General features: G+C 46.7%; 21 protein-coding genes and 1 tRNA gene. 10 read left to right on the forward strand and 12 right to left on the reverse strand.

Features of this window, described 5'->3' with window-relative positions; translation table 11 throughout:
* The first annotated feature begins 571 nt into the window (after positions 1 to 571).
* The 4 genes from ilvD (at position 572) to HQK80_02280 (ending at position 6,762) form a co-directional block, all read left to right on the forward strand.
* Positions 572 to 2,236: a dihydroxy-acid dehydratase gene (ilvD, locus tag HQK80_02265; GenBank protein MBF0221044.1), complete on the forward strand. Its 1,665-nt coding sequence runs from the start codon at positions 572 to 574 to the stop codon at positions 2,234 to 2,236.
* A gap of 117 nt (positions 2,237 to 2,353) precedes the next feature.
* Complete coding sequence (locus tag HQK80_02270; GenBank protein MBF0221045.1) at positions 2,354 to 4,702, forward strand: LPS-assembly protein LptD; 2,349 nt, start codon at positions 2,354 to 2,356, stop codon at positions 4,700 to 4,702.
* A 15-nt stretch (positions 4,703 to 4,717) separates the two neighbouring features.
* A complete protein-coding gene (locus HQK80_02275; GenBank protein MBF0221046.1) occupies positions 4,718 to 5,683 on the forward strand; it encodes an acetyltransferase in 966 nt (321 codons plus the stop codon).
* Positions 5,680 to 6,762 (forward strand): lytic murein transglycosylase, encoded by a 1,083-nt coding sequence (locus HQK80_02280; protein ID MBF0221047.1) that lies wholly within the window; start codon positions 5,680 to 5,682, stop codon positions 6,760 to 6,762. Before HQK80_02275 ends, HQK80_02280 begins: the two co-directional genes overlap by 4 nt.
* Positions 6,763 to 6,973: 211 nt before the next feature.
* Here HQK80_02280 and acs read toward each other — a convergent pair whose 3' ends face one another.
* Positions 6,974 to 8,968, reverse strand: coding sequence for an acetate--CoA ligase (acs, locus tag HQK80_02285; GenBank protein ID MBF0221048.1), 1,995 nt, complete (start codon positions 8,966 to 8,968; stop codon positions 6,974 to 6,976).
* A 313-nt stretch (positions 8,969 to 9,281) separates the two neighbouring features.
* Here acs and HQK80_02290 point away from each other — a divergent pair, with 313 nt between their 5' ends.
* From HQK80_02290 to HQK80_02310, 5 genes are all read left to right on the forward strand, one after another.
* Positions 9,282 to 10,478: a murein transglycosylase A gene (locus tag HQK80_02290; GenBank protein ID MBF0221049.1), complete on the forward strand. Its 1,197-nt coding sequence runs from the start codon at positions 9,282 to 9,284 to the stop codon at positions 10,476 to 10,478.
* Positions 10,479 to 10,565: 87 nt separating this feature from the next.
* Positions 10,566 to 11,744, forward strand: coding sequence for a PilT/PilU family type 4a pilus ATPase (locus HQK80_02295; protein MBF0221050.1), 1,179 nt, complete (start codon positions 10,566 to 10,568; stop codon positions 11,742 to 11,744).
* 73 nt (positions 11,745 to 11,817) lie between these two features.
* Entirely contained in the window at positions 11,818 to 12,552 is a 735-nt protein-coding gene (locus HQK80_02300) for a hypothetical protein (protein MBF0221051.1), read from the forward strand.
* 117 nt (positions 12,553 to 12,669) lie between these two features.
* Complete coding sequence (locus tag HQK80_02305; GenBank protein MBF0221052.1) at positions 12,670 to 14,301, forward strand: AAA family ATPase; 1,632 nt, start codon at positions 12,670 to 12,672, stop codon at positions 14,299 to 14,301.
* 6 nt (positions 14,302 to 14,307) lie between these two features.
* Positions 14,308 to 15,369: a general secretion pathway protein GspB gene (locus HQK80_02310; GenBank protein ID MBF0221053.1), complete on the forward strand. Its 1,062-nt coding sequence runs from the start codon at positions 14,308 to 14,310 to the stop codon at positions 15,367 to 15,369.
* Between the two features lie 12 nt (positions 15,370 to 15,381).
* Here the strand turns inward: HQK80_02310 and HQK80_02315 are convergent, their stop codons facing one another.
* The 11 genes from HQK80_02315 to tolQ all read right to left on the reverse strand — a co-directional run bounded on the left by HQK80_02315 (position 15,382) and on the right by tolQ (position 23,954).
* Positions 15,382 to 15,681, reverse strand: a complete 300-nt coding sequence (locus HQK80_02315) for a hypothetical protein (GenBank protein MBF0221054.1) — start codon at positions 15,679 to 15,681, stop codon at positions 15,382 to 15,384.
* 75 nt (positions 15,682 to 15,756) lie between these two features.
* Positions 15,757 to 16,227, reverse strand: coding sequence for a hypothetical protein (locus HQK80_02320; GenBank protein MBF0221055.1), 471 nt, complete (start codon positions 16,225 to 16,227; stop codon positions 15,757 to 15,759).
* 5 nt (positions 16,228 to 16,232) lie between these two features.
* Positions 16,233 to 16,544: a class I SAM-dependent methyltransferase gene (locus HQK80_02325; GenBank protein MBF0221056.1), complete on the reverse strand. Its 312-nt coding sequence runs from the start codon at positions 16,542 to 16,544 to the stop codon at positions 16,233 to 16,235.
* Between the two features lie 33 nt (positions 16,545 to 16,577).
* Positions 16,578 to 16,937 (reverse strand): class I SAM-dependent methyltransferase, encoded by a 360-nt coding sequence (locus tag HQK80_02330; GenBank protein ID MBF0221057.1) that lies wholly within the window; start codon positions 16,935 to 16,937, stop codon positions 16,578 to 16,580.
* Positions 16,938 to 16,976: 39 nt separating this feature from the next.
* Positions 16,977 to 18,284: a histidinol dehydrogenase gene (gene hisD / locus HQK80_02335; GenBank protein ID MBF0221058.1), complete on the reverse strand. Its 1,308-nt coding sequence runs from the start codon at positions 18,282 to 18,284 to the stop codon at positions 16,977 to 16,979.
* 1,122 nt (positions 18,285 to 19,406) lie between these two features.
* A tRNA-Leu gene (locus HQK80_02340) sits at positions 19,407 to 19,494 on the reverse strand.
* A gap of 88 nt (positions 19,495 to 19,582) precedes the next feature.
* The gene (gene ybgF / locus HQK80_02345) at positions 19,583 to 20,569 is read right to left on the reverse strand and encodes a tol-pal system protein YbgF (GenBank protein MBF0221059.1); all 987 of its coding nucleotides are present in this window, start codon (positions 20,567 to 20,569) and stop codon (positions 19,583 to 19,585) included.
* A gap of 23 nt (positions 20,570 to 20,592) precedes the next feature.
* A complete protein-coding gene (tolB, locus tag HQK80_02350; GenBank protein MBF0221060.1) occupies positions 20,593 to 21,891 on the reverse strand; it encodes a Tol-Pal system beta propeller repeat protein TolB in 1,299 nt (432 codons plus the stop codon).
* Positions 21,892 to 21,894: 3 nt separating this feature from the next.
* Positions 21,895 to 22,791, reverse strand: coding sequence for a TonB C-terminal domain-containing protein (locus tag HQK80_02355; protein MBF0221061.1), 897 nt, complete (start codon positions 22,789 to 22,791; stop codon positions 21,895 to 21,897).
* Between the two features lie 4 nt (positions 22,792 to 22,795).
* A complete protein-coding gene (gene tolR, locus HQK80_02360) occupies positions 22,796 to 23,215 on the reverse strand; it encodes a protein TolR (protein MBF0221062.1) in 420 nt (139 codons plus the stop codon).
* Positions 23,216 to 23,252: 37 nt separating this feature from the next.
* On the reverse strand, positions 23,253 to 23,954 hold the full coding sequence (tolQ, locus tag HQK80_02365; GenBank protein ID MBF0221063.1) for a protein TolQ: 702 nt from the start codon (positions 23,952 to 23,954) through the stop codon (positions 23,253 to 23,255).
* A gap of 290 nt (positions 23,955 to 24,244) precedes the next feature.
* Here tolQ and HQK80_02370 point away from each other — a divergent pair, with 290 nt between their 5' ends.
* Positions 24,245 to 25,492 carry a M48 family metallopeptidase gene (locus HQK80_02370; GenBank protein ID MBF0221064.1) on the forward strand — a complete coding sequence of 416 codons (1,248 nt, stop codon included), beginning with the start codon at positions 24,245 to 24,247 and terminating at the stop codon, positions 25,490 to 25,492.
* The last annotated feature ends 166 nt before the right edge of the window (positions 25,493 to 25,658 follow it).

Genomic DNA, 25,658 nt, shown 5'->3' on the forward strand with positions numbered 1-25,658 from the left:
TCTGGTGCGGGTGTGTTTGTTTTGTCGTCTTTGGTCATAATGGGTTCAATATTTGAATTTTTATTATAGGTCTCAGGAAGGGTAAGCGCCAGTGTTGGAACATTACTCATCATTTCTGTTAGAAGCGAGACTACTAGTATTTTGGCAATTCGAGTAAACAGGCTTATTATATACTGTTTTTCAAGGATAAAACATAGCTTTATTGTAACTGCTCAGCATCACCTCATATACAAGGAAGAAGAGGCGTGTGAGCTCTTCACGTTTTAAATTTTTGTGGCCACGGAAACGCACCGAAATCACACGGAAACATTCATAGACAAACAGTCATGGAGACAATACAATTTTCGGGTGGGGATTTAGAGTCTGAATAAACGAGAGATGTTGCGAAAGTAGTGGGTTTGTAATGTGAGGGGGGTGTGAGGATGGCGAATGAAGAGTTTTGCCTTGACACGATAGGCCTCTACGCGTAGATTTGACAGGAAATTAATACCCTCTGTTTAAAAACAGTTTTTGAGGTCCATAAGATGTAACTGTGGCCTCGATTTGATTACTACTGGTAACAGGTGAACGAATGAGAAGTGACGCGATAACGAAAGGCATTGAACGGGCGCCACACCGCTCTTTGATGAAGGCTATGGGCTATTGTGATGAGGAGTTGAATCGGCCCCTTATTGGTGTTGGGCATGCCCATAACGAGATAATTCCTGGCCATGTTCACCTTGATAAGATTTTAGAGGCTGTCAAGACAGGTATCAGAATGGCGGGTGGCACGCCGATAAGTTTTGGTACCATTGGTGTTTGTGACGGCATTGCCATGAACCATAAAGGCATGAAATATTCACTTGCCAGCCGGGAAATTATTGCAGACTCGGTTGAAATTATGGCTATGGCCCATCCCTTTGATGCCTTGGTCTTAATTCCTAACTGTGACAAGGTTACCCCCGGTATGCTTATGGCGATGCTGCGGGTAAACATTCCGGCTTTAATGGTAAGTGGCGGGCCCATGTTGACCGGCCGCTTTCAAGGCAAGGATGTGCATCTGGTAAGCGTCTTTGAAGGAGTTGGTAAAGTAAAAGCCAAGACAATGACCGAAGAAGATCTGCATGAACTTGAAGATAAAGCCTGTCCTGGTTGTGGATCTTGCGCTGGAATGTTCACAGCCAACTCAATGAACTGTCTTGCTGAGGCCATTGGGCTTGGTTTGCCCGGAAACGGAACAATCCCTGCGGTTTATTCGGCGCGTATTCGTCTTGCCAAGCAGGCGGGGATGTCAATTATGAACTTGTTGGAAAAAAATATCTGTCCCCGGGATATTGCAACCCGAGAAGCGTTTGAAAATGCTATGTCGGTAGATATGGCCTTGGGCTGTTCCACCAATACAGTACTGCATGTGCCGGCCATTGCCAAAGAGGCTGGAGTTGATTTGCCCCTTGCATCGTTTAATGAGGTGAGTAAACGCGTACCCCATGTCTGTAGTTTGATTCCAGGCGGGCCGCATAGTCTGCAGGATTTAGACGAAGCCGGTGGTGTCCCGGCCGTTATGAGTGAGCTTTGCAAGACCAAAGCGGGTCTGCATCTTGATGTAATGACGGTAACCGGCAAAACTCTGGGTGAAAATCTTGAAAAAGTTCAGGTGCGTAATCGTGTGGTAATTAAAACCGTTGCCGACCCGTACCATACTGTTGGCGGGATAGCGATTTTATACGGAAATCTTGCCCCCGATGGCGCTGTTGTTAAGCGATCTGCTGTGAGCGAGGAGATGATGGAACACTCTGGCCCTGCCCGTGTCTACAACTCCGAGGAAGAGGCCCAGGAGGCAATTCTTGGCAACCAGATCAAGCCAGGAGATGTTATTGTTATCCGTTATTGCGGACCCAAAGGGGGGCCCGGCATGCCGGAGATGCTTTCTCCAACCTCAGCAATAATTGGGATGGGGCTCGGCAAGTCAGTGGCGCTTATCACCGACGGGCGTTTCAGTGGTGGAACTCAGGGTGCCTGCATTGGTCATGTTTCGCCTGAGGCCGCCTTAGGTGGGCCGATTGGTCTTATTGAGGAAGGGGATATAATTAAAATTAATATTCGTGAATACTCAATGATCCTTGATGTGTCGGAAAATGAACTGGTTCGTCGCAAGGCAAAGTGGCAGCCGCCGGAGCCCAAAATTACCACCGGCTATGCCGCTCGCTATGCCAAGATGGTAACATCCGGTAGCACTGGCGCGGTACTACAGGGTTAATTCAAATAAAAGCTGAACATTGAACATCGAACATCGAATAGTGAACATCGAATATCTGGTAAGGGTGCGCTTCAACTTTGACTCTCGGATGATAGCTGTGTGCCAGGGGAATACTTGATGAAGAGTATGCCAGCTCTGTTGTTGCGCGCTATGCCTTTTCTGATGGCATTTTTTTTGGTCTGCCAAGCAGCATTTGCGGCCGGACTGTCTTCTGATTCGCCGTGGGAAATCACAGCTGATAAAATATCACGTTTTGATGACCCTTCAAGCATCATTGCTGAAGGCAATGTTGTGCTGGTCAGAAATCAGGATAGTGGAACCATAACCATTAAGACTGAAAAAGATGGTGTCGTAACCGAAGAGGTTCGTCCTAAAAAGCCATTAACTATCACTGGTGACTGGATTCGTCTTGACCCTGTTCTTAATGTGGTTAAGGTTCGTGGTAATGCCATTCTTGATTCTGATGATGAACATATCACCGCAGATCTTGCAAATCTTAGTCTTGACGACAACATAGGAACGCTGGAAAACACTACAATCTATTTTCCCCAGCGCAACCTGTTTTTAGCCGGTGAACGCGTCCAGAAAACCGGGGATCTTACCTACCACCTTGAGGATGGCTGGGTTACCAAATGCGATCCTGAGGATGGTAAAGCTCCGCCCTGGAGTTTTGGCTGGACAACCGGCGACATCACCTATGAAGGATTTGCCCACTTTATTAATGCAACACTGCGCGTAAAGGATGTCCCTGTTCTCTACTCCCCCTATTTTGCCTTTTCAACCAACAGAAAAAGAAAAACAGGGCTTCTGCTCCCCGAATGGTCACATGGCGGGCGTGATGGGCCAGGACTGTTAGTGCCGCTCTTTGTCAATCTTTCTCCAAGTAGTGACCTGACTTTTTATGCCGGGGGCTATAGCGAACGGGGGGTGGTTACCGGCACAGAATTTCGCTATGTGCATGCTGAGAACTCAAAGGCCACCTTTGCCATGAACTACCTTAAAGATTCCTTAAAGGACACAGCCGAAGATGAGTACATGTCTGATGGGATCTATCGGACTGAAGAAAATCGTTGGTGGCTGCGTGGTAAAATTGATCACGATTTTGGTTTTATGCTGGGCAAGCTTGATTTGGACTTAGTCTCTGACCGGGACTATCTGCAGGAATTTTCCGATGGTATGATCGGTTTTGAGGAGAGCGATCGGCAGTTTAATAAAACCTTTGGCCGTGGTTTTGAATCAGAAACAACCTATGTCCGAACCAACACTGCACAGTTAAACAGGACTTGGACAGATATCTCTTTGAACGGAGAGGTGAGGCTGATAAATGATCCTACGGATATGCCATCCACCTATCACCGTTGGACTCTGCCCAAGGTTGATTTTGCAGGGCGTCTGCCCGTGCTTAAAAAACAGCTTGGTTCAACTGGAGTCCGTGAATTTCTGGAAGATACGGATCTGACCTGGGGGTCAACCTATGCCTATTATTGGCAGGAAAACGCCCTCGGCGGACACATTATTGACATGACACCCAGGCTTTCCGCACCCATTAGGTTGACGCCATATCTTGAGACCACAGCCTCGATAGGCCTGCAGGAAACATTTTATAAAGTCGACGATAACAGTGCTGTGAAAGCTGGTTATGACAACAATATTTTCTCAAGAAATATGTATAATTTCGGCATTTCAACCTCAACAATATTCATGAGGGATTTTTTCTTCAACAGCCCATCGTTTAGGCGTTTGACTCATATGATTAGACCCAGTGTCAGCTACAGTTATACACCGACAAAGTATCAGGAAGGAATGCCGGATTATGTTGGGAAGGTGTCTGCGGTCAATTCTGTGGGGTACGGTCTCAGCAATGACTTTGATGTGCTTGGCATCCTGACAGACGGGAATGTTGCAACCAGAAAATTTGGTCACCTTTATATATCTCAGGCTTACAATATTCTTGAAGCCCGAAAAGATATTTATGGTTCGGAGTCGCGAGAGCCGTTTTCAGATGTTTCGTTTGAGACTGTTGTTGATCCAATAGAACGCCTTGCCATGGTTTACAAAACTGCTTGGAGTGTGTACGGGAGAGGAGTTACCTATTACCAGGTGACCTCACAGTATACGACTGAGAGGGCGGACAGCTTTGCCATCGAATATCGCTACGAGACCTACCAGGCTGTCAATCAGCTGAATATGAGCGCCCAACTTAATATTACAAAGCAGCTTCAGGTCTCAGGTCGCATGGCCCATTCGTTATATGCTGATAGGATCTCGGATGCCTCTCTAACAGTATTTTATGATCCGGATTGTTGGTCTTTGGAGTTTTTGGCCACAACCACTCCTGACGATGATTATCGGTTTCAATTGGTTGTTACCTTTGAAGATGTGGGTAAAATTTTGGGTATAAACCAGACGTTATATAATCTGGATTCAGGCGGAAGTACTTTCAATAAACATCGAAAAGATCAGTAGGGTTTGGGTTTAACGATGCATTATGATATTTTTAATGGTGATGCTGATGGAATCTGTGCCTTACACCAACTTCGCTTAGCAGAGCCCAAAAAGCTGTCAACCTTGGTTACTGGTGTTAAGCGGGATGTGAAGCTTCTGTCACATATCTCGGAGTCAGTTACTGCCGCAGATAGTCTCACTGTTCTTGATGTTTCGATGGATTCCAATAAAGATGCGATTGCTCAAATTTTGAACAAAGGAGTCGCAGTTTTTTATGCAGACCACCATTTTGCAGGTGAAATTCCTAAAAGCGGTTTGCTTGAGGCGCATATTGATCCAAGTGCCGATACCTGTACCTCCCTAATTATTGATTCCTTGCTTGGCGGCCGCTATAAACCTTGGGCTGTTGTTGGTGCCTTTGGTGATAACTTGCATGATGCTGCCTTGGAAGCGGCGGGTTCTATAAAGCTTAAAGATACTGATATCAAGGCGCTTCGAGAGCTGGGTGAATTGCTCAACTATAATGGGTACGGTGCGCAGGTGAGTGATCTGCACTGTGCGCCACAGTCCCTTTATGAGGCCATAAGGCCCTTTGAATCGCCCATTGATTTCATTGGTTCTTCCTCGGTGATGGAGAAGTTGCGTTTGGGCTTTAAGAGTGACATGCATAATGCCAGGGCGCAGAAAACATACCTCGCCAATGCCTCCGGCAGGGTGTTTATGTTTCCGCCAGAGCCGTGGAGCAGAAGGGTTGCTGGTGTGTTCAGCAACGAAAAGGCACGTGAGAGGCCAGAGCTGGCTCATGCGCTGCTTGTTGATAATGATGATGGAACCTATTTGGTGAGTGTGCGTGCTCCCCTGGAAAGAAAAGCTGGTGCTGACCGGTTATGCCGGGCCTTTCCTACTGGTGGTGGGCGGGCTGCTGCTGCGGGTGTTAATTTCTTGTCTGCCGCAAGGCTGGCTGAATTTGTTGAAAAATTTACGGAGACTTTTAGCCCATGAATAGTGTGTGCAGGAATAATTATTTTTTTATAGCAGCTGTAGTCGTGACGGTCTTTTGTGTATCTCTTTTGCCAGCCAATGCTTTGGCCGAAAAAAAGGCACCGCTTGCTGCTGACCTTGTTGAGGATGGCCAGAAAATTGATCTCTCTTCTGATCGCTATGTGGGTCTTTTTAAAGAGCTGCGTTTGCGCCATAATTACACCAATGATGAACTGCAAAAGCTCTTTGATGGTGTGTCTATTAAAAAGCGGGTTTTGGAACTGATGGATAAGCAGTCCGAGGCCAAGCCCTATTTCAAATACCACCCCTTGTTTATAAATGATGCTGTTGTTGCAGAAGGGAAAGTTAAGTTAAATGAGAACAAGGAGTTACTTGACCGGATTGAGGCAGAGCTGGGCGTTGAACGGGAGATTGTCGTGGCCATCTGGGGGATCGAGTCGCGTTATGGCCAGCACAAAGGCTGGTTTAGTATGTTCCAGACCTTGAATACCATGTTTGATGCCTATCCCAGAAGGCGGGATTTCTATAGAAAGCAACTAGTTCACTATCTTGTGCTCTGTAAAGAAAACAATGTTGATCCGCTTGCAATTACTGGTTCGTATGGCGGGGCTTTTGGGCAGACCCAGTTTATTCCCTCAAGTTTCAGGGAGTATGCCGTTGATTTTGATAAAGACGGCAGGCGTGATGTGTGGGAGTCGGTGCCAGATGTTTTAGCAAGTATTGCCAACTATCTGCACCGGTACCATTGGGTGTTCAAGGCACCGGTATATTATGAGATTGGCACAAAGCTGAAAGGTGAGGCACTACAAAATGCATATGATAAAGGGCGCAAAGGGTTGGTTGCTTTGGCAGATGTGAAAGCCATCCAGCAGATCAGTATGCCACCATCACCGGACGACAAAGTGGTGACTATTGTCGGCCTTGAGCTTGATGATACTGGAGGTATGCGCTATGTGGCGGGCTACCCCAATTTTCAGGCAATAACCAAATGGAATAACTCCAATAGATATGCCATGGCCGTTACGGAACTTGCGGAGAAACTCAGGGACGGTGAACCTTTTACAAAGGATAAACGGTAACGGCTGTTTTTTGCCACGGAGGTAAGCGTAGACTCCGAGCACACAGACATAAGGAAAATAACGCCTCGGTTGTTGCGTCTTTGAGAAAAATAGAAAAAATCCCCCTACTCCCCCTTTGCAAAGGGGGATTTAGGGGGATTTTTTATGTGGCGAGAAATGTTTCGTTTTTGGTAAGCGATATAACCAGTAAACCAATCAACACACAAACAAATTACTTCTTGAGAAGTGCCAGATTACCCTTAACCAAATCGGCAACAACGCTTGGGTCCGCCAAGGTTGAGGTGTCGCCAAAATCATGTTCTTCATGTTGGCCGGCAGAAACTTTTCTGAGGATCCTGCGCATAATCTTTCCCGATCGAGTTTTTGGCAGACCATCTGCAAACTGAATGAATTCAGGGGTCGCAATTGGGCCAATTTCGTTACGTACATGGGCTCGTAACTCTTTCATAAGCTCGTCAGAAGGTTTCACGTTGGCATTCACAGTAACGAAGGCATAAATTGTCTGGCCTTTAATCGCATGTGGGGCACCGATTACTGCAGCTTCGGCAACTTGGGGGTGTGAAACAAGGGCAGATTCAATTTCGGCCGTGCCAAGCCGGTGACCGGAAACGTTAATAACATCATCTAAACGACCCATGATCCAGAAGTAACCATCCTCATCCTTTCTGGAACTGTCTTCAGGGTCGTAAATGCCGGGGAAACGTGAAAAGTATGTTTTCTTGTAACGTTCAGGGTTTTTGTAAACGGTGCGCAGCATCGAAGGCCAAGGTTTTCTGATGACCAGACGTCCGCCTTCGTTAGGGGCAGCTTCTTGTCCTTCTTCGTTGTAAATAGCGGCATCAATTCCGGGCAGAGGCAAACTTGCTGAGCCGGGTTTTGTAGGTGTTGCATAGGGCAGGGCTGAAATCATGATGCCGCCTGTTTCGGTCTGCCACCAGGTGTCGACAATCGGCAGCTTGCTGGCGCCGATATGTTCGTGATACCACATCCAGGCCTCTGGATTAATTGGTTCGCCAACCGAGCCGAGAATGCGAAGCGAGGAAAGATCGTGTTTTTCGATTGGTTCAGAGCCAAAACGCATCAAGGCACGGATAGCAGTTGGCGCTGTATAGAAGATATTGACCTTGAATTTGTCAACAATATGCCAGAAACGGTCAGGGCCCGGGTAGGTTGGCACGCCTTCGAACATTAATGAAGTGGCGCCAAGCGCCAGGGGGCCGTAAAGAATGTAGCTATGACCTGTAATCCAGCCGATATCGGCTGTGCAGTAGTAGACATCGTCATCCTTCATATCAAATACCCATTGGCAGGTATGTGCTGCATAGGTCAGGTAACCGCCAGTGGTATGGACAACGCCTTTTGGGGTTCCGGTGCTACCACTGGTGTAAAGGATGAATAGAGGATCCTCAGAATCCATTGATTCCGGCTCACATTTGTCGGTGATGTCAGCGCCTGCCATCAGGTCGTGGTACCAAAGATCATGGCCTTCTTTGAAATTAATCTCATTGCCGCCGCGCTTAACAACAACCGTGTTTTGGACTGAAGGGCAGGTTTCTAAGGCTTTGTCGACGTTAGTTTTTAATGAAATGGTTTTGCCGGCTCGAATAACCGCATCGGCAGTTACCAGAACTTTGGCTTCGCAGTCGTTGATTCTGCTTTTCAGGCTCGGAGCTGAAAAGCCGGCAAAAACCACAGAGTGAATGGCGCCAATTCGAGTACAGGCCAATAATGTTATGGCAAGTTCTGGAATCATCGGCAGGTAAACGGCAACACGATCGCCACGTTTGACACCAAGTTTTTTGAGCACATTGGCAAAACGGCAAACTTCCGTGTGCAGCATCTGGTATGTATAGACTCTGACATCCTCTTCTGGTTCACCCTGCCAGATTAAAGCGGCTTTATTACGACGGCCATTGGTTAAGTGTCGATCAATGCAGTTATATGAAACATTGAGTTTTCCGCCCTTAAACCAGTGTACCTCTGGCTTGTGGAGATCCGCATCAAGAACTGTGTCCCATTTTTTGTCCCAGGAGATAAGTTCCTCAGCACGATCAGCCCAATAGCCTTCGGGGTCATCCATTGAGCGTTTGTAATGGGCCTGGTACTCTTCCATGCTTTTAACACACGCTTTGTCTCTACCTTCTGTCGGCGGATTAAAAACTCGTTTTTCAGTTGATAGACTTTCAATTTTCTTGTCGTCGTTCATATACCCTCCTTGAAAAAAACATTTAGCAAAGCAACCACAACGTAGTAGTTGCTTTTCCCAATAAAAATCTCATTTGTCATTTATATAACACCTTAAATAACAATGTGACGGGGATGAGGTCAAGAAAAATATAGGTAGAATTACTACTTTTTTTGTTTATTGGTTTGTTGGTAGGGTTTCGTTCCTGATGCCAACCTTGTATGATGGTACCTAACTTTATTTTCATCATGCGTTTGGATAAAGATTAAGGTATTTTAAAGGACTGCACGATAAACCATGTGCCAATGAACTCTTAACCTACTGACCTGCTAACTTGAAAAACTATAAACACCTTTCCGTCTATTCTGCTCTGCTTTGCCTGCTGATTGTTGGCGGCTGTGCTAAAATTGTCACCAAACCGTACGAGAGATGCCGGGTGAGGGTTTTAACTCCTTCGGCCATTACAAGGCTGCCGCTCTTTGTTGACGGCGATTACTCGTCATTAGCCACGGCCCTCGGGAGAAGCATTGATGCGTTACGTCTGCGCCCACAGGCCGAAATGATTTCTGCCTGTGGAAAGGAGTATACAGTTGCCGAACAGCTTACAACCCTTATCGACTTTCAGCAGCTGTTGTGGCTTACTGATGATGGTAGTCTCAATCAGAGTGTTTGGGATTCATTTACCGTTTGTGAGGTGTTAAACAGCCAGGGAGAGCCGGAACTGCTGGCGACTGGCTATTTTCAGCCGTATTTTAAGGCGAGTCGAACCTTCAATCCTCCCTATATTTACCCACTCTATAAACGGCCAGCTGACTTGGTGCAGTATAATGAAGGGATCGATGGAAAAACAGTAAGCGCTGTCGGCAGATTAAGCGATGGCGGCTATGTACCTTACTGGAGCCGCAGGGAAATTGAGACCGAGAAACTGCTGGCAGGTCAGGAACTTCTTTTTCTGGCAGATCCGGTCGACGCCTTTGTACTTCATGTCCAGGGCTCAGGACTGGCTGAACTTGAAGATGGAACTGTGCTCCAGGTCTTGTTTGATGGCTCAAATGGCCGGGCTTACAGAAGCATTGGCAGGCTTTTAGTCGATGAAGGGCGGTTGAGTTTGGCAGAGGTAACTCTACCGAAAATCAGGAGATATTTGCAGGAACATCTTGACGATAGGCAACGTATTCTTCATTATAATGAGAGGTATATTTTTTTTCGAACGGCTGAGTTGGAAAATCAGTCTGGTCCCATTGGCAGCATGGGTTCTGTGTTAACGCCAGAGAGATCAATTGCGCTGGATAATTCGTGCTATCCAATTGGCGGGTTGTTTTTTATGGAAAGTACGAAACCTCTGCTTGCCTCTAATCAAGAGGTGTTGGGTTGGGATTCATTCTCCCGCTTTGTTGTTCACCAGGACACCGGCGCCGCCATAACGGGATCGGGGCGGCTGGATTTTTTCTGGGGCAGCGGCGAGTATGCCCAGGCAGCAGCGGGCGTGATGAAACAGCCGGCACGGCTTTATATGATTGTTGGGAAATAGCTGATAGCTGGTAGCTGATAGCCCTTAGCCCTTAGCCCTTAGCCCTTAGCCTTTAACCTCTAACCTTAAAATTATGTGGAATGAGTTATGAAACATTCTGAAATTGATTACTGGATTGCTACGATGCTGGAAAGCTATGGTAATGTTTCTGATTTAAATATTACGGTTGGTAAGGCTCTGCAGATTGAATCCTCAGGAGTTTTAAGCCCGGTCACGGTTACTCCCCCGGTGAAAAAATTAACGCCATTTCAGGCAGAAGTGTTTGCAATGAATATCATCGGCGGCAATAAAAGGCTTCTGCAGGATCTTGCCGAAAATGGCTCCTGCGACCTTTCCTATTCTTTAGGTGATAAGGCCCGGTTCAGGGTGAATATCTTTTCCCAGAAAGGCAATCTCTCCACTGTACTCAGAATTCTGCCGACAGAGATTCCAACCATTGCCAGTCTCAATCTGCCGCCGGTTTTTAATAAAATGCCCAAGGAGCTCAACGGTTTTATCTTGGTGACTGGTTCGACCGGTTCAGGTAAATCGACCACCCTTGCGGCCCTGCTTCGGGCGATTAATGAGGATCGCAGTGTGCATATCGTAACCTTGGAAGATCCTATTGAGTTTGAGCACCCGCACATTAAGGCCCCCTTTAACCAGCGGGAACTCGGTAACGATTTTGATTCGTTTTCCAATGGCCTGCGGGCGGCACTTCGGCAGGCGCCCAAGGTTATACTGGTTGGTGAGATGCGTGATAGAGAGACCATGGAGATAGGCTTAACGGCCGCAGAAACAGGGCATCTGGTGATGAGTACCCTTCATACCGTCGATGCCGGTCAGGCGGTTAACCGGTGTCTGGGCATGTTTGAGCAGGAAGAGCAGACTCAGATCCGCTATCGCCTGGTTGACACCCTGCGCTGGGTGGTTGGCCAGAGACTGTTGCCCAAAATTGGCGGTGGCCGAGTTGCGGCGCTTGAGGTAATGGGTATGAACCTTCGGGTTGTGGATGCTATCCTCAACGGAGAGTCTGAGGGTAAATCGTTTTACGATATCATTGAAGATGGTCATGCCCTGGGTATGCAGACTTTTGATCAGCATATACTGGAACTGTATAAGGGTGGACTAATTACCGAAGAGATTGCTATGGGGTATTGTTCCAGGAAGAGTGCTATGAATCGAGGCCTTGACCATATTAAAGCCGAAAAGGGTGAAACCACCACCTCTATTCAGGGACTTGCAATGGATCAGGGAGAGGAAGATCCATTTGCAAATTTCAGGTAGTGATGGGGGCGCTATTGGCTGTTAGCTGTTTTCCCTTACACCTTTTTCCCTTTCCAGAAGAGGAGGACGCCTGATGATATCTCAATGTCCGCATTGTGAAAAAGTTTTAGAGTTGAGTGAAGCGCAACAGGATAAAATCAAAGCTGCCTTGGCAAATTTGAATTCCGGTACGCTTAAGCTTGGCTGTCCCCACTGTAAAGAGGCCATTCGCCTGACTAAATCAGGCGCTCTTGCCACCGACGATAAAAAAGTTCAGACACAGGGTGAAAAGGTTGTGTCGTCCTCTATAGCCGAGGCGAAAGCGGTCGGTATTGAACCGCCGGCCTATCCGGATATCAGCTGGCTGGTCGGTGGAATGTATTCTGAGGAGGAAGTGGTTGAAGATGTCTTAAAAGTTCTAATCCTTATGCCCGATGGCCTAGGGAAAGATGCTGTTGAAAAGGCCTTCTCAGAGTTGGGCTATAAACCGGAATTCCCGGAATCAGCTGAGGATGCCATGACGCAAATGCGTTTTGTCCCTGTGGCAGCTGTTGTTTTGCATTCAGAGTTTGATGGTGATCTTGCTGACTCCAAGTTCCACAAATACATGGAAGGTATGCCAATGAGTATCAGGCGATCTATCTATTATGTGCTGGTTGGTGGACAGTTTAGCACGCTTTATGATCTTGAGGCCTTGGCTCATAGCGCAAATGTTGTTGTGAATGACAGCGAAATCGAGCATATAGATATTATTCTTAGAAAAGGAATGCAAGACTATAACGACTTGTTTGGCCCCTACCTTGAAATGTTGCGAATGGCTGCGGGCTGAAACTGTTTCCCCTCCGTTATTTCGATCTTTAGTCGCGTAAGGACGATACGCGGCGCCGTGGAATAACTTACTGCTAAATTAAAACGTGCGGCTCTGCCGACCATGGTTATCTGAAAGGTGTATAAAGAGTTTTTCGGTATTCAGCAAAAGCCATTTTCCATTGCACCTGACCCCCATTTTTTGTTTATGAGTGAGGGGCATCGGGAGGCGCTGGCGCATCTGCGATATGGTCTCGAAGAAGAAGGGGGGTTCGTTCTCCTGACGGGTGAAGTCGGTACCGGCAAAACGACTGTCTGTCGATGTCTGCTCGAATTAGCCTCAGATACAACCGCAATTGCCTATATTCTGCAGCCTAAATTGTCCAGCCTCGAACTTCTTGCCACAATCTGCGAGGAGTTTGGAATTGCGTACCCGGAAAAATCAAGCATCAAGGAACTCATTGATCTGTTAAATAAGTTTTTGCTTTCTATCCACGCTGATGGAAAGAATGCGGCCTTGATCATTGATGAGGCGCAGAACTTAAGTGTTGATACACTTGAGCAGATTCGGCTTCTTACCAATTTGGAAACCAATCAGAAAAAGTTGTTGCAGATTATTCTGTTAGGGCAGCCGGAGTTGGGGGTCAAACTGCAAAAACCAGAGCTGAGGCAGCTTGCCCAGCGGGTATCTGCCCGTTGTCATCTTGGCCCTTTAAGTGAAAAGGACAGTGCTGAGTATGTTTTGCACCGCCTTGCGGTAGCGAAAATGCCTCAGGACAGTTTTTCAGCGGCAAGTCTGAAGGCGCTCTATCGATACACGGCAGGAATTCCACGACTGATTAATACGGTTTGTGACCGTTCCCTGTTGGCGGCCTACAGCAAAGGGGTCAGGCGGGTTGACAAGTCATTGTTGACTGTTGCTGCTCAGGAAGTTTTGGGCGGGAAAGTAGCGGCTCTGCCCATGATCCCTCGCTGGCTAATTGCCGTTGTAACCGTTGCGGTTTGTGCAGTTCTTCTGTTACTTATCCGCACTATTTCACCCCAGGAGCCCGACGGCCCCTTGGCCAATGCGCTGCCCGAGGTTGGGGCCCCTGAGGTCAAGCTTGAGAAAGTTATTGAATATGCTTCAGTGAAAGAGCCTGAAATGAAGCCCCTGGCGAAAGCCGTCTGGCCGACAGGAAAAGCGCTTCTTAAATCTGAGGAGGCGGCTTTTGCGGCCCTTCTGAGGCTGTGGGGTTTTGAACCTCCCATGGCTGGCCAGTGGCCCTGTCAGTTCGCTGAAGAAAAAGGGCTTCGCTGTATTGCCAAGCAGAGCGACCTGGAAAATCTGCTTACCTTGAACAGACCTGCGGTACTGCACATGAAAAATGAACAGGGGAAGGCGTTTTTTGCAGCACTTACTGGTGTGCAGGGAGATGTCGCCACTCTCGAGATAAACGGGCAGGCCATGCAAGCTGATTTTTCGGAGCTTTCAAAACACTGGGCTGGTGGTTCTGTTATCCTGTGGCAACCGCCGCCTGGTTATAGGGGTTCTGTTCGCGGAGGTCAGACTGGTCAGGTTGTTGCCTGGCTTTCAGGGCAGCTCGCAAAAATTGAAGGGACAGGGTACATTGATACAGCTTCCAGCAAAGTTTATGGGTCGGAACATATCCGTGCAATCAAAAATCTCCAGCGTCGGAATAATCTTGTTCCTGATGGTATTGCCGGAAAAGAGACGTTGATTGTGGTCAATTCATTATCCGGGGCCGAGGTCCCATTCCTAAAAAAATGAGCAGAAATGTCATATATTCTTGAGGCCATAAAAAAAGCAGATCAGAAGCGGAAGCTTGGAAGTGTTCCTGATGTTAGTTCTGAGCATGGGGCATTTTTTGCTGAAGGGAAACGATCCCTGTGGCCTTACTGGGCGGCCCTTGCTTTATTCGTCAATGCGGGTCTGATTGGCTGGTGGCTGCTCCCCTCTGTTAAGGAGGGTGCTCCGGTTGCTGTTGTGGCAGACAGTGGTGTGGTTGGTGATGTTGGTGATTCGGTGCGGCACGATGAAGCCTCCGCAGTAGTTCCTCAGGATGAAGTGCAGACGAACATGGGAGATCAGCCAGCAGAGGAAGCAGCTGTTGCAGGGCACACCGCCACTGAAAATAGGCGAGTTGACGAAACGGCTGAGTCTCAACCTGAGGGAGAGGTCGACAGCGAGCAAGCGCTTGACCCTGAGGCTGTATCTGAAGAGGTGGAAGAAACAGAGCTGGATGCTATTCTTGCTTCTGCGCCGGTGCAGTTGGCCGTCGAGCAAGCTCCACCTGCAGATAGTGGTTCTTCTAAAGCTGAGGCCGTGGTGGCGAAGCAAAACGCTAGCCAGCCGGAAGTAGCTGCAGATAGGGATTCAGCTGAAACTATTGAAAGAGATGCTCTGGCTCAAGCGTCAGGGGATGCTGAACAACAGGAGGAGGACGGTCTTGACGGGGTAACTGAAACCCTTGACTCGAATGAGCAGGACCTGCGAGTTGTTGGCGGCATGCTGACTCCTGAGGAGGAAGAGGCTGTGGCTGAGGATGATCTGGTTGAGGAGTATAAGCTTGAAAAGGAAAAAGAGTCAGACGAAAAGGCACTTGCCCGAATCCCTTACTATTACCAGTTGCCCGACGCCGTTCAAAGTAAGCTTCCGGAAATTCATATATCGTTTCATGTTTACACTCGTATACCATCGGAACGTATTGTCAGCGTGAACGGAAAAGTTCTACGGGAAGGGCAGAATCTCGAAAGGGAGATCAAGCTTGAACAGATTACACCGCTTGGAATAGTCCTGCTGGCTGATAACAGGCGCTTTAAGGTTGAAATCGATTAGTCTTTCTTTGTCCTATAATTTGTGCTTTGTGTACTCCTCTTCAAGATAGTTTGTGACGGTTTCCAAAAGATCAATCTCTGCGTGCTGCAGGCCATTAATTGTTAGCCATAGGTAGGGGTCGCGGTCGTACCAGCGTTGTCTTGAGAGATCGAGGGGGAAATCAAGCACAAAATTCTCAAGGAGGTCTGGGCTGCGTTTACGCATGATGCTCATAATACCCCGCACCAGTTGGTCTCTCTGACCTGTCGCCATGTCTTTCATGCCTTCAATAAATGCCCCGAGTTTCTCGTATCTGTCATACCACCTGTTCATAGATTCTCCCCCTTGTAATCAAGCTGCGCTCAGTTGGCTGCCGGTAAAAGCTAAAGGCCAACACTGTGTTCAAACTTATTGTATATTATTTTTGAGTAAAGCAATAAGCTCTTTTTCGATGTCTGAATCAACGAGCACAGTTTTGTGCCATTTACGGTTGAAGACATTTTCCATTGAGATGAGGATATCTTTGGCAACGGTCTTGGCGGTCTTGCGCAGAACCTTGTCAAGGCAGGCGCGGATGAAACTGCCGGGATAGAGAACAAAGGCATAACAAAGACGTTTATCCTCGGGGATGAGGTGTTCGATTGACTTGTGAAGGGAGGCGTGGCCTCTGCTCAGGCCAGAGGTGGAAATAACGTAGAGGTCCAGCTTCGGAAAGTATAAGCCGGGCGCTTCCATAAAGGCTTTGCTCATGTGGGCACTGATCAATGTTTGAAAGTGAAGAACAAGGTCGTTGGCATTTGTGGTGTTAAATTCTGAAAGTTTACATATCTGCGCAGCAATAGCTTTGCTGTCTTTGGGGCTGGTGGGCTGATCTGCCATGGCGGCTAGTGTGAGACCGGGGTCTCGTCTGTTTTTGAAAAGATGACCAGCGATCTGTCAGCCCCGGAAAAGGGCAGGGCTAGAGATGATATCGACTCCAGCTCAAAGGGGCCGGGGGCAGTCTGCCAGGTTTTGATTTCATCTGCGGCCTTGGGGCCCTTCATGAAAAGAATTCTGGCGTGGGGAGTTGCGATCTGGGGAGTCATCTCAAGAAAGTCCTGAATTTTGGTTAGAGCCCTACAGGTTATGAGGGAAAACTGACCGTGTTTTTTAGCGAACACCTGATCATTTTTGTCAATTCGTTCTTCTAAAATCAAAACCTTATCAAGTTTTAACGATCGTACGACGTGTCATAAAAATACGGTTCGTTTCTGGCGTGGTTCAACAAGAGTGACTGGCAGATCGGGGAACGTAATTTTAAGGACAAGACCGGGGAAACCGGCGCCGCTGCCGATATCTAGCAAGTTGTGGGAGTTGTCATCGTGGAGATATTTTTTTAGAATTGGAACCAGAGTAAGGCTGTCAATAAAATGCGTTTCCAGTAACTCAAGTTCCGGGCCCTTTGCCACCAGATTAACTTTGGGGCTCCATTTAAGAAGTTCTGCAAAATACTGGTACAGTTGTTCACAGATAGCTGGTGACGGCAGCTCAATATCAAGTTGCGCAAGCCCCTTTCTTAAGTGGCTCAGGGTTTGCTCTTTAGAAATCATGATGTTACGTTAAGCTCTCGTTTGAACGGAATATGGTGCCTAAGCATTGTCAACACGGATTTTAACCGAAAGGGCGTGGGCCGAAAGACCCTCTAGGTTGGCCAGGGCCTGAATATCATCAGCGTCACTGAGTAAGGCCTCTCTGGAGTATGAGATCAGACTGCTTTTTTTAAGAAAGGTCTCGACACCAAGGGCCGATGAATAGCGGGCTGTCCCCATTGTCGGCAAGACGTGGTTAGGGCCGGCAAGATAGTCGCCGGTGGCTTCCGGCGAGTTGTTCCCTAAGAATATGGCTCCGGCATGTCTGATTCTGGTCATCCATTTGTAGGGATCATTCAGCATTAACTCAAGATGCTCTGCCGCCAGAAGATTGGCAATTTCAATGGCCTTGTCGGTGTTGTCTGCGATAATGATGACGCCTCGATCAGTCAACGACTTTCTGGCTATATCCTCACGAGAAAGACGTGGTAATAACAGCTCCAGTTGGCTGGTAATTTCAGCGGCCAGATTCTGGGAGGTTGTCACAACCATTGCCAAGGCCATCGGGTCGTGCTCAGCCTGGGCCAGCATGTCAGCGGCAATAAAGGCAGGGTTGGCAGAGTCGTCGGCAATGATCAGGATTTCACTGGGGCCGGCAATCATGTCAATTCGCACCTTGCCGGAGACTTGTTTTTTGGCCTCGGTGACGTACTGGTTGCCGGGGCCGACGACTACATCAACCGGGGCAATGGACTCGGTGCCATAGGCAAGGGCGGCAATTCCCCAGGCGCTGCCGGCTTTGTAGAGCTCGGTGATGCCGATTTTTTGGGCAGCGCAGAGGAGGGCAGGGTTTATGTTGCCATCTTTGTCGGCAGGGGTAAGCATAACCCTTCGTTTAACGCCAGCAATAGCGGCTGGAATGCCATTCATTAAAACCGAAGAAACCAGCGGCGTTTTTCCTCCCTGACCACCCGGAACATAGAGCCCTGCCGAATCAACCGGGTTGACAAGTCGACCGATTATGGTGCCGTCTTCACGGGTTACCATCCATGACTCTTCTTTTTCGTGCTCATGAAACGACCAGATGCGCTCAATTGCCTTGTCCAGGGTGGCTTGGAAGGCCGTGCTGACAGTTCTGGCAGCGCTCTGAAATTCAGCCTCAGAAACTCGTATATTGGCAATGGTCAGTTTGGGTGAGTCAAACTGGTTGGTGTAGTTTATGAGGGCCGTGTCACCATTTGAACGGATATCGCTGATGATATTTTCGACTATCTGCTGACAGTCGTTGCCACTTGACTGGAAACGATCCCTCAGGGCCTCGATGGTAATTCTACCAGCATCGGTGGCGGCGTGAACAGGTATGATCATAGTACATTTCCTTACTAGTTTTTTTGATAACCGCCCGCTTCGCTTAAGGCGCAAAGGACGGAAAGTTTATAGTTATTTGCGTTAATTTAAACCAGAATCCTCAGTATAACAATGATTATGCCAGTTAAACTGGATATTTGACATAAGCTATCGACCGGGCAAGTCTACAAGGGCAAAACTCGGCGATGGCCTCATGTAAATTATTTTTTTTGAATTCTGGTGGCAACACGGGGTCTGGCCACGCTAACTTGCTGATTTAATAACGAAATGCCGACCTGCTAGTTGTGTAAGTAGTTGATATTACTAGACCCCGAATTCGTTTTTGGGGCCAAAATGGGCAATATAGGAATTAAACGGCATAAATCGCCGAACAATTTAATAAACGCTGACCACTACCACATAGTCAAATCGAAGCTCATTGGTGCTGCCAAGGTTTCGGCGTTAATCAAGCTCATTGCTGGCTACCCGTGGCAGGTTATCAAGACGTTACAAAGGTCAAGTTGTGAACTTCTGCTCTTATCTTTTCTGTCCACCCTAAAAGTCAAGGTGCTATCGAGATTGACACGCTACCCAAGCATAACATACTGCTGATATTCTCCTTGAGTAACACTCCGCGCATAAACTCCAACAGAAGCTTATTTAAAAATCAACCGAAGCTTTAAGCGCTAGATATTTGAGCGTAAAAGTTAACTCAGTAGTAAAATGTAGTTGGCTGCTTATTTGCTACATGCGGATCGGTTTGTGTGAGATGGTGCATCGTAAAGAATTAACGGTTGACGCATCAACAAAGTATTTCGAGCAACTACGGCAGCAGATTATCGAGCAAAGGGTAAAGCAGAACAAGCAAGAAGGTGAAACAGATAACCTGAGCTTATAGATATTATAGAGGTGTTAGTTCAATCCCCTGCACATTAATTTGTGTGGGGGATTTTTTTGTAATTGGCAAGGGATTCTGGCCTACTGCTTCAGGCTTCGGAGACCTGCGCTTTATCCATCTGAGCTACCAGCTGATATTGATATTTATTGATCAAAATTCACCGATTTCATCTGACCGGCATCTAACGGGACAAAATATGAAATAAAAATAGGGATACCCAGTTTCTTGGAAAGCCCCGTCTTTATTGGTGCCTAGGACGAGAATCGAACTCGTACAGGGATAAACCCCGAGGGATTTTAAGTCCCTTGCGTCTACCAGTTCCGCCACCCAGGCATTGTTGCAAAATTAGATTCGATTTATTAGCACATCAATTTTAAAAAAGCAATCTTCCATTTGATCTGGTTAGTGTGCTTGATCAAGATTACTTGAGCGATTCGATTCGTTTTGTGACTGTTTTAACCTGTTCGCTCTTCGGGTAGTCATCAAGAAGTTTGCGGTATACGATAGTCGCGGTCTCTTTATCGTTAAGCTTCTCAAAGGCAAGCCCTTGCTTCAGTAAGGCGGCTGGCGCTTTTGCGTGGCTTGGGAAGTCTGCAATAACTTTTTGATATTCAAGAATGGCAAGTTCATATTCCTGTTGGCTGTAATAGCAGTCTCCCAGCCAGAAGCGCGCGTTAGGAGCCATTTTCCCGGTTGGAAATTTCTCAATATATTCTGTGAATGTTCTGTAGGCCTCATTGAACTTGCTGGAACGAAAAAGAGAAAGCGCTTCATCGTAAATCTCTTTGCCGGGTCCTTGACCTGAGGCCCCAGCAGATTGGTCAATTTCCTCTTTCTCTTTTGGAGAAAGTTTTGTCTGGTCTGGAACGATCTCCCGACGACCGGTATCTTTAGGGGTAGATGCAATTGCTTTTGCACGCTCCGCCTCTTTTTCGGCTGCTAGAGCCCGTTCTTGGGCTGCTTTAACTTGTAAGGCGGAGGATTCAGTTTCTTTCTGAATTGTAACCAACTTGTCAGAGGTTTGGTTCATCTGGTCGGCGAGTACCGATATTTGTTCAGAGAGGTCAGTAACCTTCATTTCGATGGATGACTTGAACTCGGAATTTTCTCTGCCAAGTTTAGCATAAAAATGTGAGTTTTCCTCAATTTCAGCCTTAAGCTGTAAAACCTCACTGTTAAGTTTGTCCAGCATGTTGGCCATATCAGCCTGGTTCCGCTGAAGCGTGTCGATAGGGTTGTCTTGTCCTTTGCCTTCGAATTTATCAATGGTTTTGTCCAGCTTGACGATTCTGCTGTCTAGGTTTCGAATGCGCAGGTCAATGCTGTTAATATCTTTTGCTGGAACGCATTGCACGAGCATCAAGACGGTTGAAAGAAGTACTGATCTAAGAAAATATTTTTTAGTCATGATGACTCTCCATAATGTTGTTGCTAATTGTAGTCTATGCGGGGTGACCACTGTGGGTAAGTCTGGTTGCCATTAAGTGTAAACATCGGGGTAATCTCTTTTCCATAGAGAAAAATACGGCAAAGTTGCTGCTTGTCATTCCTGGTTCGAGAGAAAACAAGCTGGCGGCCATCCGGGGACCAGGACGGAGATTCATAGTTTCCCCAGAACTCTGTTATCTTGGTGGGGCTGCCACCTTCCGGCGGGATCACGAAAAGGTGGTGGTTGCCGTTGTCCCGACCGGTATATGCAATTAAATCGCCTTGAGGCGACCAACTAGGTGTTGTGTTCTCATCGCCATAAAAGGTAAGACGGTTGACCTTTTTATTTGTGAGATTCATGATGTATAATTGTGGGTTTCCACTTCTGTCAGATACAAAAACAATTTTGCTGCCATCTGGCGACCAGGATCCAGAGACATTTAGACCCTCGTTGTGAGTGAGTCTATTAAGTACCGTACCGTTAGTGGCCATGAGATAAAGGTCCGGGTTTCCGTCCTTACTCAAAGTTGTAACAAGTTGTTTGCCATTTGGTGACCATCCTCCGGCAATATTTAAGCCATTGTGCCAGGATATGGCCTTAGTTTTTTTACTTTGTGATAGATCTGTGATGTAGAGGTTCGGGTTGCCGCGATGATAGGTTGTATAAGCGAGTCTTTCGCCATCGGCAGAGAAACGTGGTGACACTGTAAGATTTTTATGTCGTGTGACCTGCCTGATATTCTCGCCAAGAATGTCGGCCACATAAATCTCTTTCTGACCTGACTGATCGGCTACAAAGGCAATCTGACTGTTACTGATACCATTTTCACCACTCAACTTTAGCACGACTTCATCGGCAAATTTCAAGACGAAAGTGTTGATCTTCGACCATGGAGCTTTATAACGCTTTCCAGCCAGCATCTTATTGTTGTGGGCGTCAATAAAACGTAACTCCATAGTAACACCGTTGGCGTTGGTGTCGTAATTTGCTAACACTGCAAAGTCAGCTCCGACGCTGGGCCAGTTCGTACTTCTGTCGTTATTGTATGTGTTTGCTGGGATAATGGAAACAAAGCCGTGAAAGGTTAAAGCCTTGCCGAGAAGTGTCGCAAAATCCTTGCCCTTCTCAGTGATGGCTGCCGGGTCGTTTGTGTCGATAAAATAAGGTACTGCGATGGGCAGTTTTCTAAGGTCAGCTGAGGTGATGTCAAGGTAGATACGTGCAGCCGCCGGCGAAGCGCAGAAGAGCAGCGTTGCCCATATACAAAGGAGTGCTTTGGAGAGTGCATTCATAGAGTTCATATTTTAAAAGAGTCCACTTGGTTTGAAGCGTAAGCCAATCTCAAGGGTATTTTTTTTAAGTGCCGAGGGTATTGGCGGCATAGGGGCAGCAGCCCGAATTGTTTTTTCAACGTATTGGTTAAAGTAGACATTTTTTGATTTTTTTTCAAAGACTGTTTTTGATATGACACCAGTTTTACTTATATAAATTATTACAAGAGCTTCAAGATTACTGTCCCAGTCCTGAGTTTTTGGTAACGCCCAGTTGTCGAGGATTCGGCGCTGTACAGCAATGAAATAGCTCCGTTCCGCTGCATTAATTCGGGCGTTTTCGCCTTGTGATGCGGGCGCTGTTGGCTGTTGTTGGTTGCTATCTTCCGCCTGTGACTCTTGGGGTGAATCTTTTACACTGCTATGCAATGAGTCTCTCAGTCGAGCAAGATTATGTTTGAGTTGTTGCTCTTCTTTTTTTTGGTTTACTTGAGACTGTATCCTTTCAATGGCATTTTGGCGCTTAATGTCCTGTTTTAATGGTGGTTTTGGCTCAACAACTTCCTGGACTATTTTCTTTTTCACGCGCCGAGGGTGAAGCGATATGACCTCTGCAGGGCTTGATTGGCTGGGAGGTGGGGTTTCTGTGGCAATGGATTGTAGATTTTCTTGAGGTACAGGTGGTTCCTCCCTGGGTGGCTTCGCAACCGGCGGAGGCGGTGTCTGGGTTTTCTGTTCAAACTCTTCGACTGTAAACAGGTTGATAGTCTGAATTTCAGGAATATCTCTGTCGGGTATAAAAAAGGTCGGTGGAAACAGTAGCAGGATGAAGGTCAGAAAATGGACTCCGACGGTAAGCAGAAGGGGCATCCACCGTATGGGGCCAATTCTGTTCAGATAAAGGGCTGCAGTGTGACCGGAAAAACTCATTGAACTATCTTTGATCTTGGGGTTGGGTGATCATCCCCAGCTTTTTAAAACCTGCTTCTTTTATATCTGCCATAACGGCTACTACCAGGCCATACTGTACATTCTTGTCGGCCTTCAGGAAAACAGAGCGGTCGGTTCCACCGTCACTTGCGACATCCAGGAGTTGTTGTTTGAGCAGCTTCCGGTTGCCCTTGATTCGATTAAAGTAAATGTCGCCTGTTTTGTTGATGGTAATAACAATTGGTTTGTCATCTTGCTTAAGAGCCTTTGAGGTTGTCTCAGGGAGATCGACATCTACGCCCTGAGTCATCATCGGGGCTGTGACCATAAAAATGATAAGCAACACCAGCATGACATCCACAAATGGTGTGACGTTGATGTCAGAGATAACCTGGTGTTTTGAGTTTTTTCGTAAAGGGCCCATTATTTGTAACTTTCGATGGATTAAATGTTTTATACAATTATTTTTTTGAGATTAAATCGCGTTCAACAAGATTTAGAAAATCTGATGAAAAATTCTGCATATCATTTTCGAAATCTGTAAGCTGTGTGGAAAAATAATTGAAGAAGATAACTGCCGGAATAGCCACGGCCAAGCCTGCGGCGGTGGCGACAAGAGCCTCTGAAATGCCGGGGGCAACAACGGCTAGAGAGGCGGAACCACGCTGACCGATATCCTGGAAAGATGTCATGATTCCCCAGACAGTGCCAAAAAGACCTATGAAAGGGGTAGCGCTTCCTGTGGTTGCTAATATGTTCAGTGATTTGCCAAGGCGTTCAGCTTCAGATGTTTCGGCCTTGACGAGGGCGCGTTTCAGGTTGTCCATCCCTGCCAGCCGCATTTCAAGGGTAGCATCGGAGCCGCTTTCCTTGGCCGATTTAAAGCGGCTGATTTTTTGCAGTTCATTATAACCCAGTAAAAAAATCTGCCCTTCGGGGCTTAGCGGAGATTCGCTTGAGGATTTGGCTGCCTCAGCCAGATTTTTGCTCTTCCAGAACATGGTAAGAAAAGATTCAGACTCAACACGAACTTTTTTAAACAAAATTATTTTCATGAAAATGATATACCAGGACCCTATGGAAAATGTCAGCAACATCAACATGACAAATTTGACCATCGGGCCGGCAGAGAGAAACATTCCGAGAAGACTAAGATCGTGCATAATTTTTCCTGCTATTTGTGAAAGAATAGAATAGTTAAAATTTATGTGGCGGTTTGGCTAATGAAACTACTCAAAGTTGGATCAGTAATCAATGATTTTTACGCGAAATAAGCGACTGGTTATAACTCTTGTCAGAGATACCTTGTAGGGAATAACTTCTTGACCTGTAAGGAAAAGTTTGTCATCTTTGCCAGACCATTCGCAGACGGCTACTCCCTTTTTTGGTTCAGTACAACGATTAACGTCCTGTAACTTCAACACTTCTTAATTCTCAGCAGGCTCAGTCTTAAATGAATTTTTACGCGATTATTATTTTGTCAGCGCTCTTTGCCAATCTTGTCATCAGTTTTGTCGCTGAAATTTTAAATTTAAAGAGGTTGGGAATACCCTTACCGGCTGATTTCCGCGATGTTTACGATGCCGAGAAGTATGCAAAGTCACAGCGCTACACTCAATCACAGAGTCAATTCGGCATGGTGACGGGTTTATTTGATCTGCTGGTTATGCTGGGGTTCTGGTTTTCAGGGGGATTCAACCTGCTCGATAAATATATCAGGGGGTTTGGATATGGGGCGATTATAAATGGGCTGCTGTTTATTGGGGCGCTACTTCTGGCTAAAATGGTTATCTCTCTGCCGTTTTCACTGTATTCAACCTTTGTTATCGAAGAACGCTTTGGCTTTAATCGAACAACTCCCGGGGTTTTTGTTTCAGATCTCCTTAAAGGGTTGGCCTTAAGTGTCGTGCTTGGGGGCCCTCTGTTGGCACTGGTTCTTTTTTTCTTTGATTGGGCTGGCACATATGCCTGGTTTTATTGTTGGGTTGGGGTGGCAGTTTTCACGCTTTTAGTTCAATTTATAGCGCCTACCTGGATTATGCCTTTATTTAACAAGTTCAAGCCGCTTGATGAGTGCGAGTTGAAGCAAAAAATAATGAAATACGCGCAGTCTGTGTCGTTTTCCTTACAAAATGTTTTTGTTATGGATGGCTCAAAACGTTCCAGTAAGTCGAATGCTTTTTTTACCGGTTTTGGCAAAAACAAGCGCATCGCACTCTTTGATACGCTGATAGAAAAGCACAGCGTCGGCGAACTTGTCGCTATTTTGGCCCACGAGATAGGTCATTACAAGAAAAAACATATTTTGCAGGGTATGGTGATCAGCATGGTGCAGACGGGAGTCATGTTTTTTTTGCTCTCAATTTTTCTCCAACACGCAGGCCTGTATGAGGCCTTTTACATGGAGAAACAATCCGTCTATTCAGGTCTCGTATTCTTTGGAATGCTTTTGACTCCTATCGAAATGGTTTTGTCGATTTGTATGAACATGCTCTCTCGGAAAAATGAGTTTGAGGCGGATCGTTTTGCAGTTAACACCAGTGGTCTGGGGCCTGAATTGATTTCAGCTTTAAAAAATCTTTCTGTTCATAATCTGTCTAACTTAACCCCGCATCCTCTGTACACATTTTTGCATTATTCGCATCCACCACTTGTGCTGCGCATTCAAGAAATTCAAAAAACCATTGACAGGCAGTTGTAGTCGTCAGGTTGATAGAATGACTGTTTTTATGCAAAACATGACAATAAATCAAAAGAGAGTCTATGTCGTTACTATTTGAACCGATTACATTAGCAAAGCAGGCATTATATAAGGAGCGACTGGCAGACATGCCGCAGCGCTCCTCTGATTATAGTTTCGCCAATTT

The organism is Desulfobulbaceae bacterium (assembly GCA_015231515.1).
Classification (GTDB): Bacteria; Desulfobacterota; Desulfobulbia; order Desulfobulbales; family VMSU01; genus JADGBM01.

Coding starts and splice junctions, on each gene's coding strand:
- ilvD (MBF0221044.1), top strand. CDS start 572: ATGAGAAGTGACGCGATAACGAAAGGCATTGAACGGGCGCCACACCGC.
- HQK80_02270 (MBF0221045.1), top strand. CDS start 2,354: ATGAAGAGTATGCCAGCTCTGTTGTTGCGCGCTATGCCTTTTCTGATG.
- HQK80_02275 (MBF0221046.1), top strand. CDS start 4,718: ATGCATTATGATATTTTTAATGGTGATGCTGATGGAATCTGTGCCTTA.
- HQK80_02280 (MBF0221047.1), top strand. CDS start 5,680: ATGAATAGTGTGTGCAGGAATAATTATTTTTTTATAGCAGCTGTAGTC.
- acs (MBF0221048.1), bottom strand. CDS start 8,968: ATGAACGACGACAAGAAAATTGAAAGTCTATCAACTGAAAAACGAGTT.
- HQK80_02295 (MBF0221050.1), top strand. CDS start 10,566: ATGAAACATTCTGAAATTGATTACTGGATTGCTACGATGCTGGAAAGC.
- HQK80_02300 (MBF0221051.1), top strand. CDS start 11,818: ATGATATCTCAATGTCCGCATTGTGAAAAAGTTTTAGAGTTGAGTGAA.
- HQK80_02310 (MBF0221053.1), top strand. CDS start 14,308: ATGTCATATATTCTTGAGGCCATAAAAAAAGCAGATCAGAAGCGGAAG.
- HQK80_02315 (MBF0221054.1), bottom strand. CDS start 15,681: ATGAACAGGTGGTATGACAGATACGAGAAACTCGGGGCATTTATTGAA.
- HQK80_02320 (MBF0221055.1), bottom strand. CDS start 16,227: ATGGCAGATCAGCCCACCAGCCCCAAAGACAGCAAAGCTATTGCTGCG.
- HQK80_02330 (MBF0221057.1), bottom strand. CDS start 16,937: ATGATTTCTAAAGAGCAAACCCTGAGCCACTTAAGAAAGGGGCTTGCG.
- hisD (MBF0221058.1), bottom strand. CDS start 18,284: ATGATCATACCTGTTCACGCCGCCACCGATGCTGGTAGAATTACCATC.
- ybgF (MBF0221059.1), bottom strand. CDS start 20,569: ATGACTAAAAAATATTTTCTTAGATCAGTACTTCTTTCAACCGTCTTG.
- tolB (MBF0221060.1), bottom strand. CDS start 21,891: ATGAACTCTATGAATGCACTCTCCAAAGCACTCCTTTGTATATGGGCA.
- HQK80_02355 (MBF0221061.1), bottom strand. CDS start 22,791: ATGAGTTTTTCCGGTCACACTGCAGCCCTTTATCTGAACAGAATTGGC.
- tolR (MBF0221062.1), bottom strand. CDS start 23,215: ATGGGCCCTTTACGAAAAAACTCAAAACACCAGGTTATCTCTGACATC.
- tolQ (MBF0221063.1), bottom strand. CDS start 23,954: ATGCACGATCTTAGTCTTCTCGGAATGTTTCTCTCTGCCGGCCCGATG.
- HQK80_02370 (MBF0221064.1), top strand. CDS start 24,245: ATGAATTTTTACGCGATTATTATTTTGTCAGCGCTCTTTGCCAATCTT.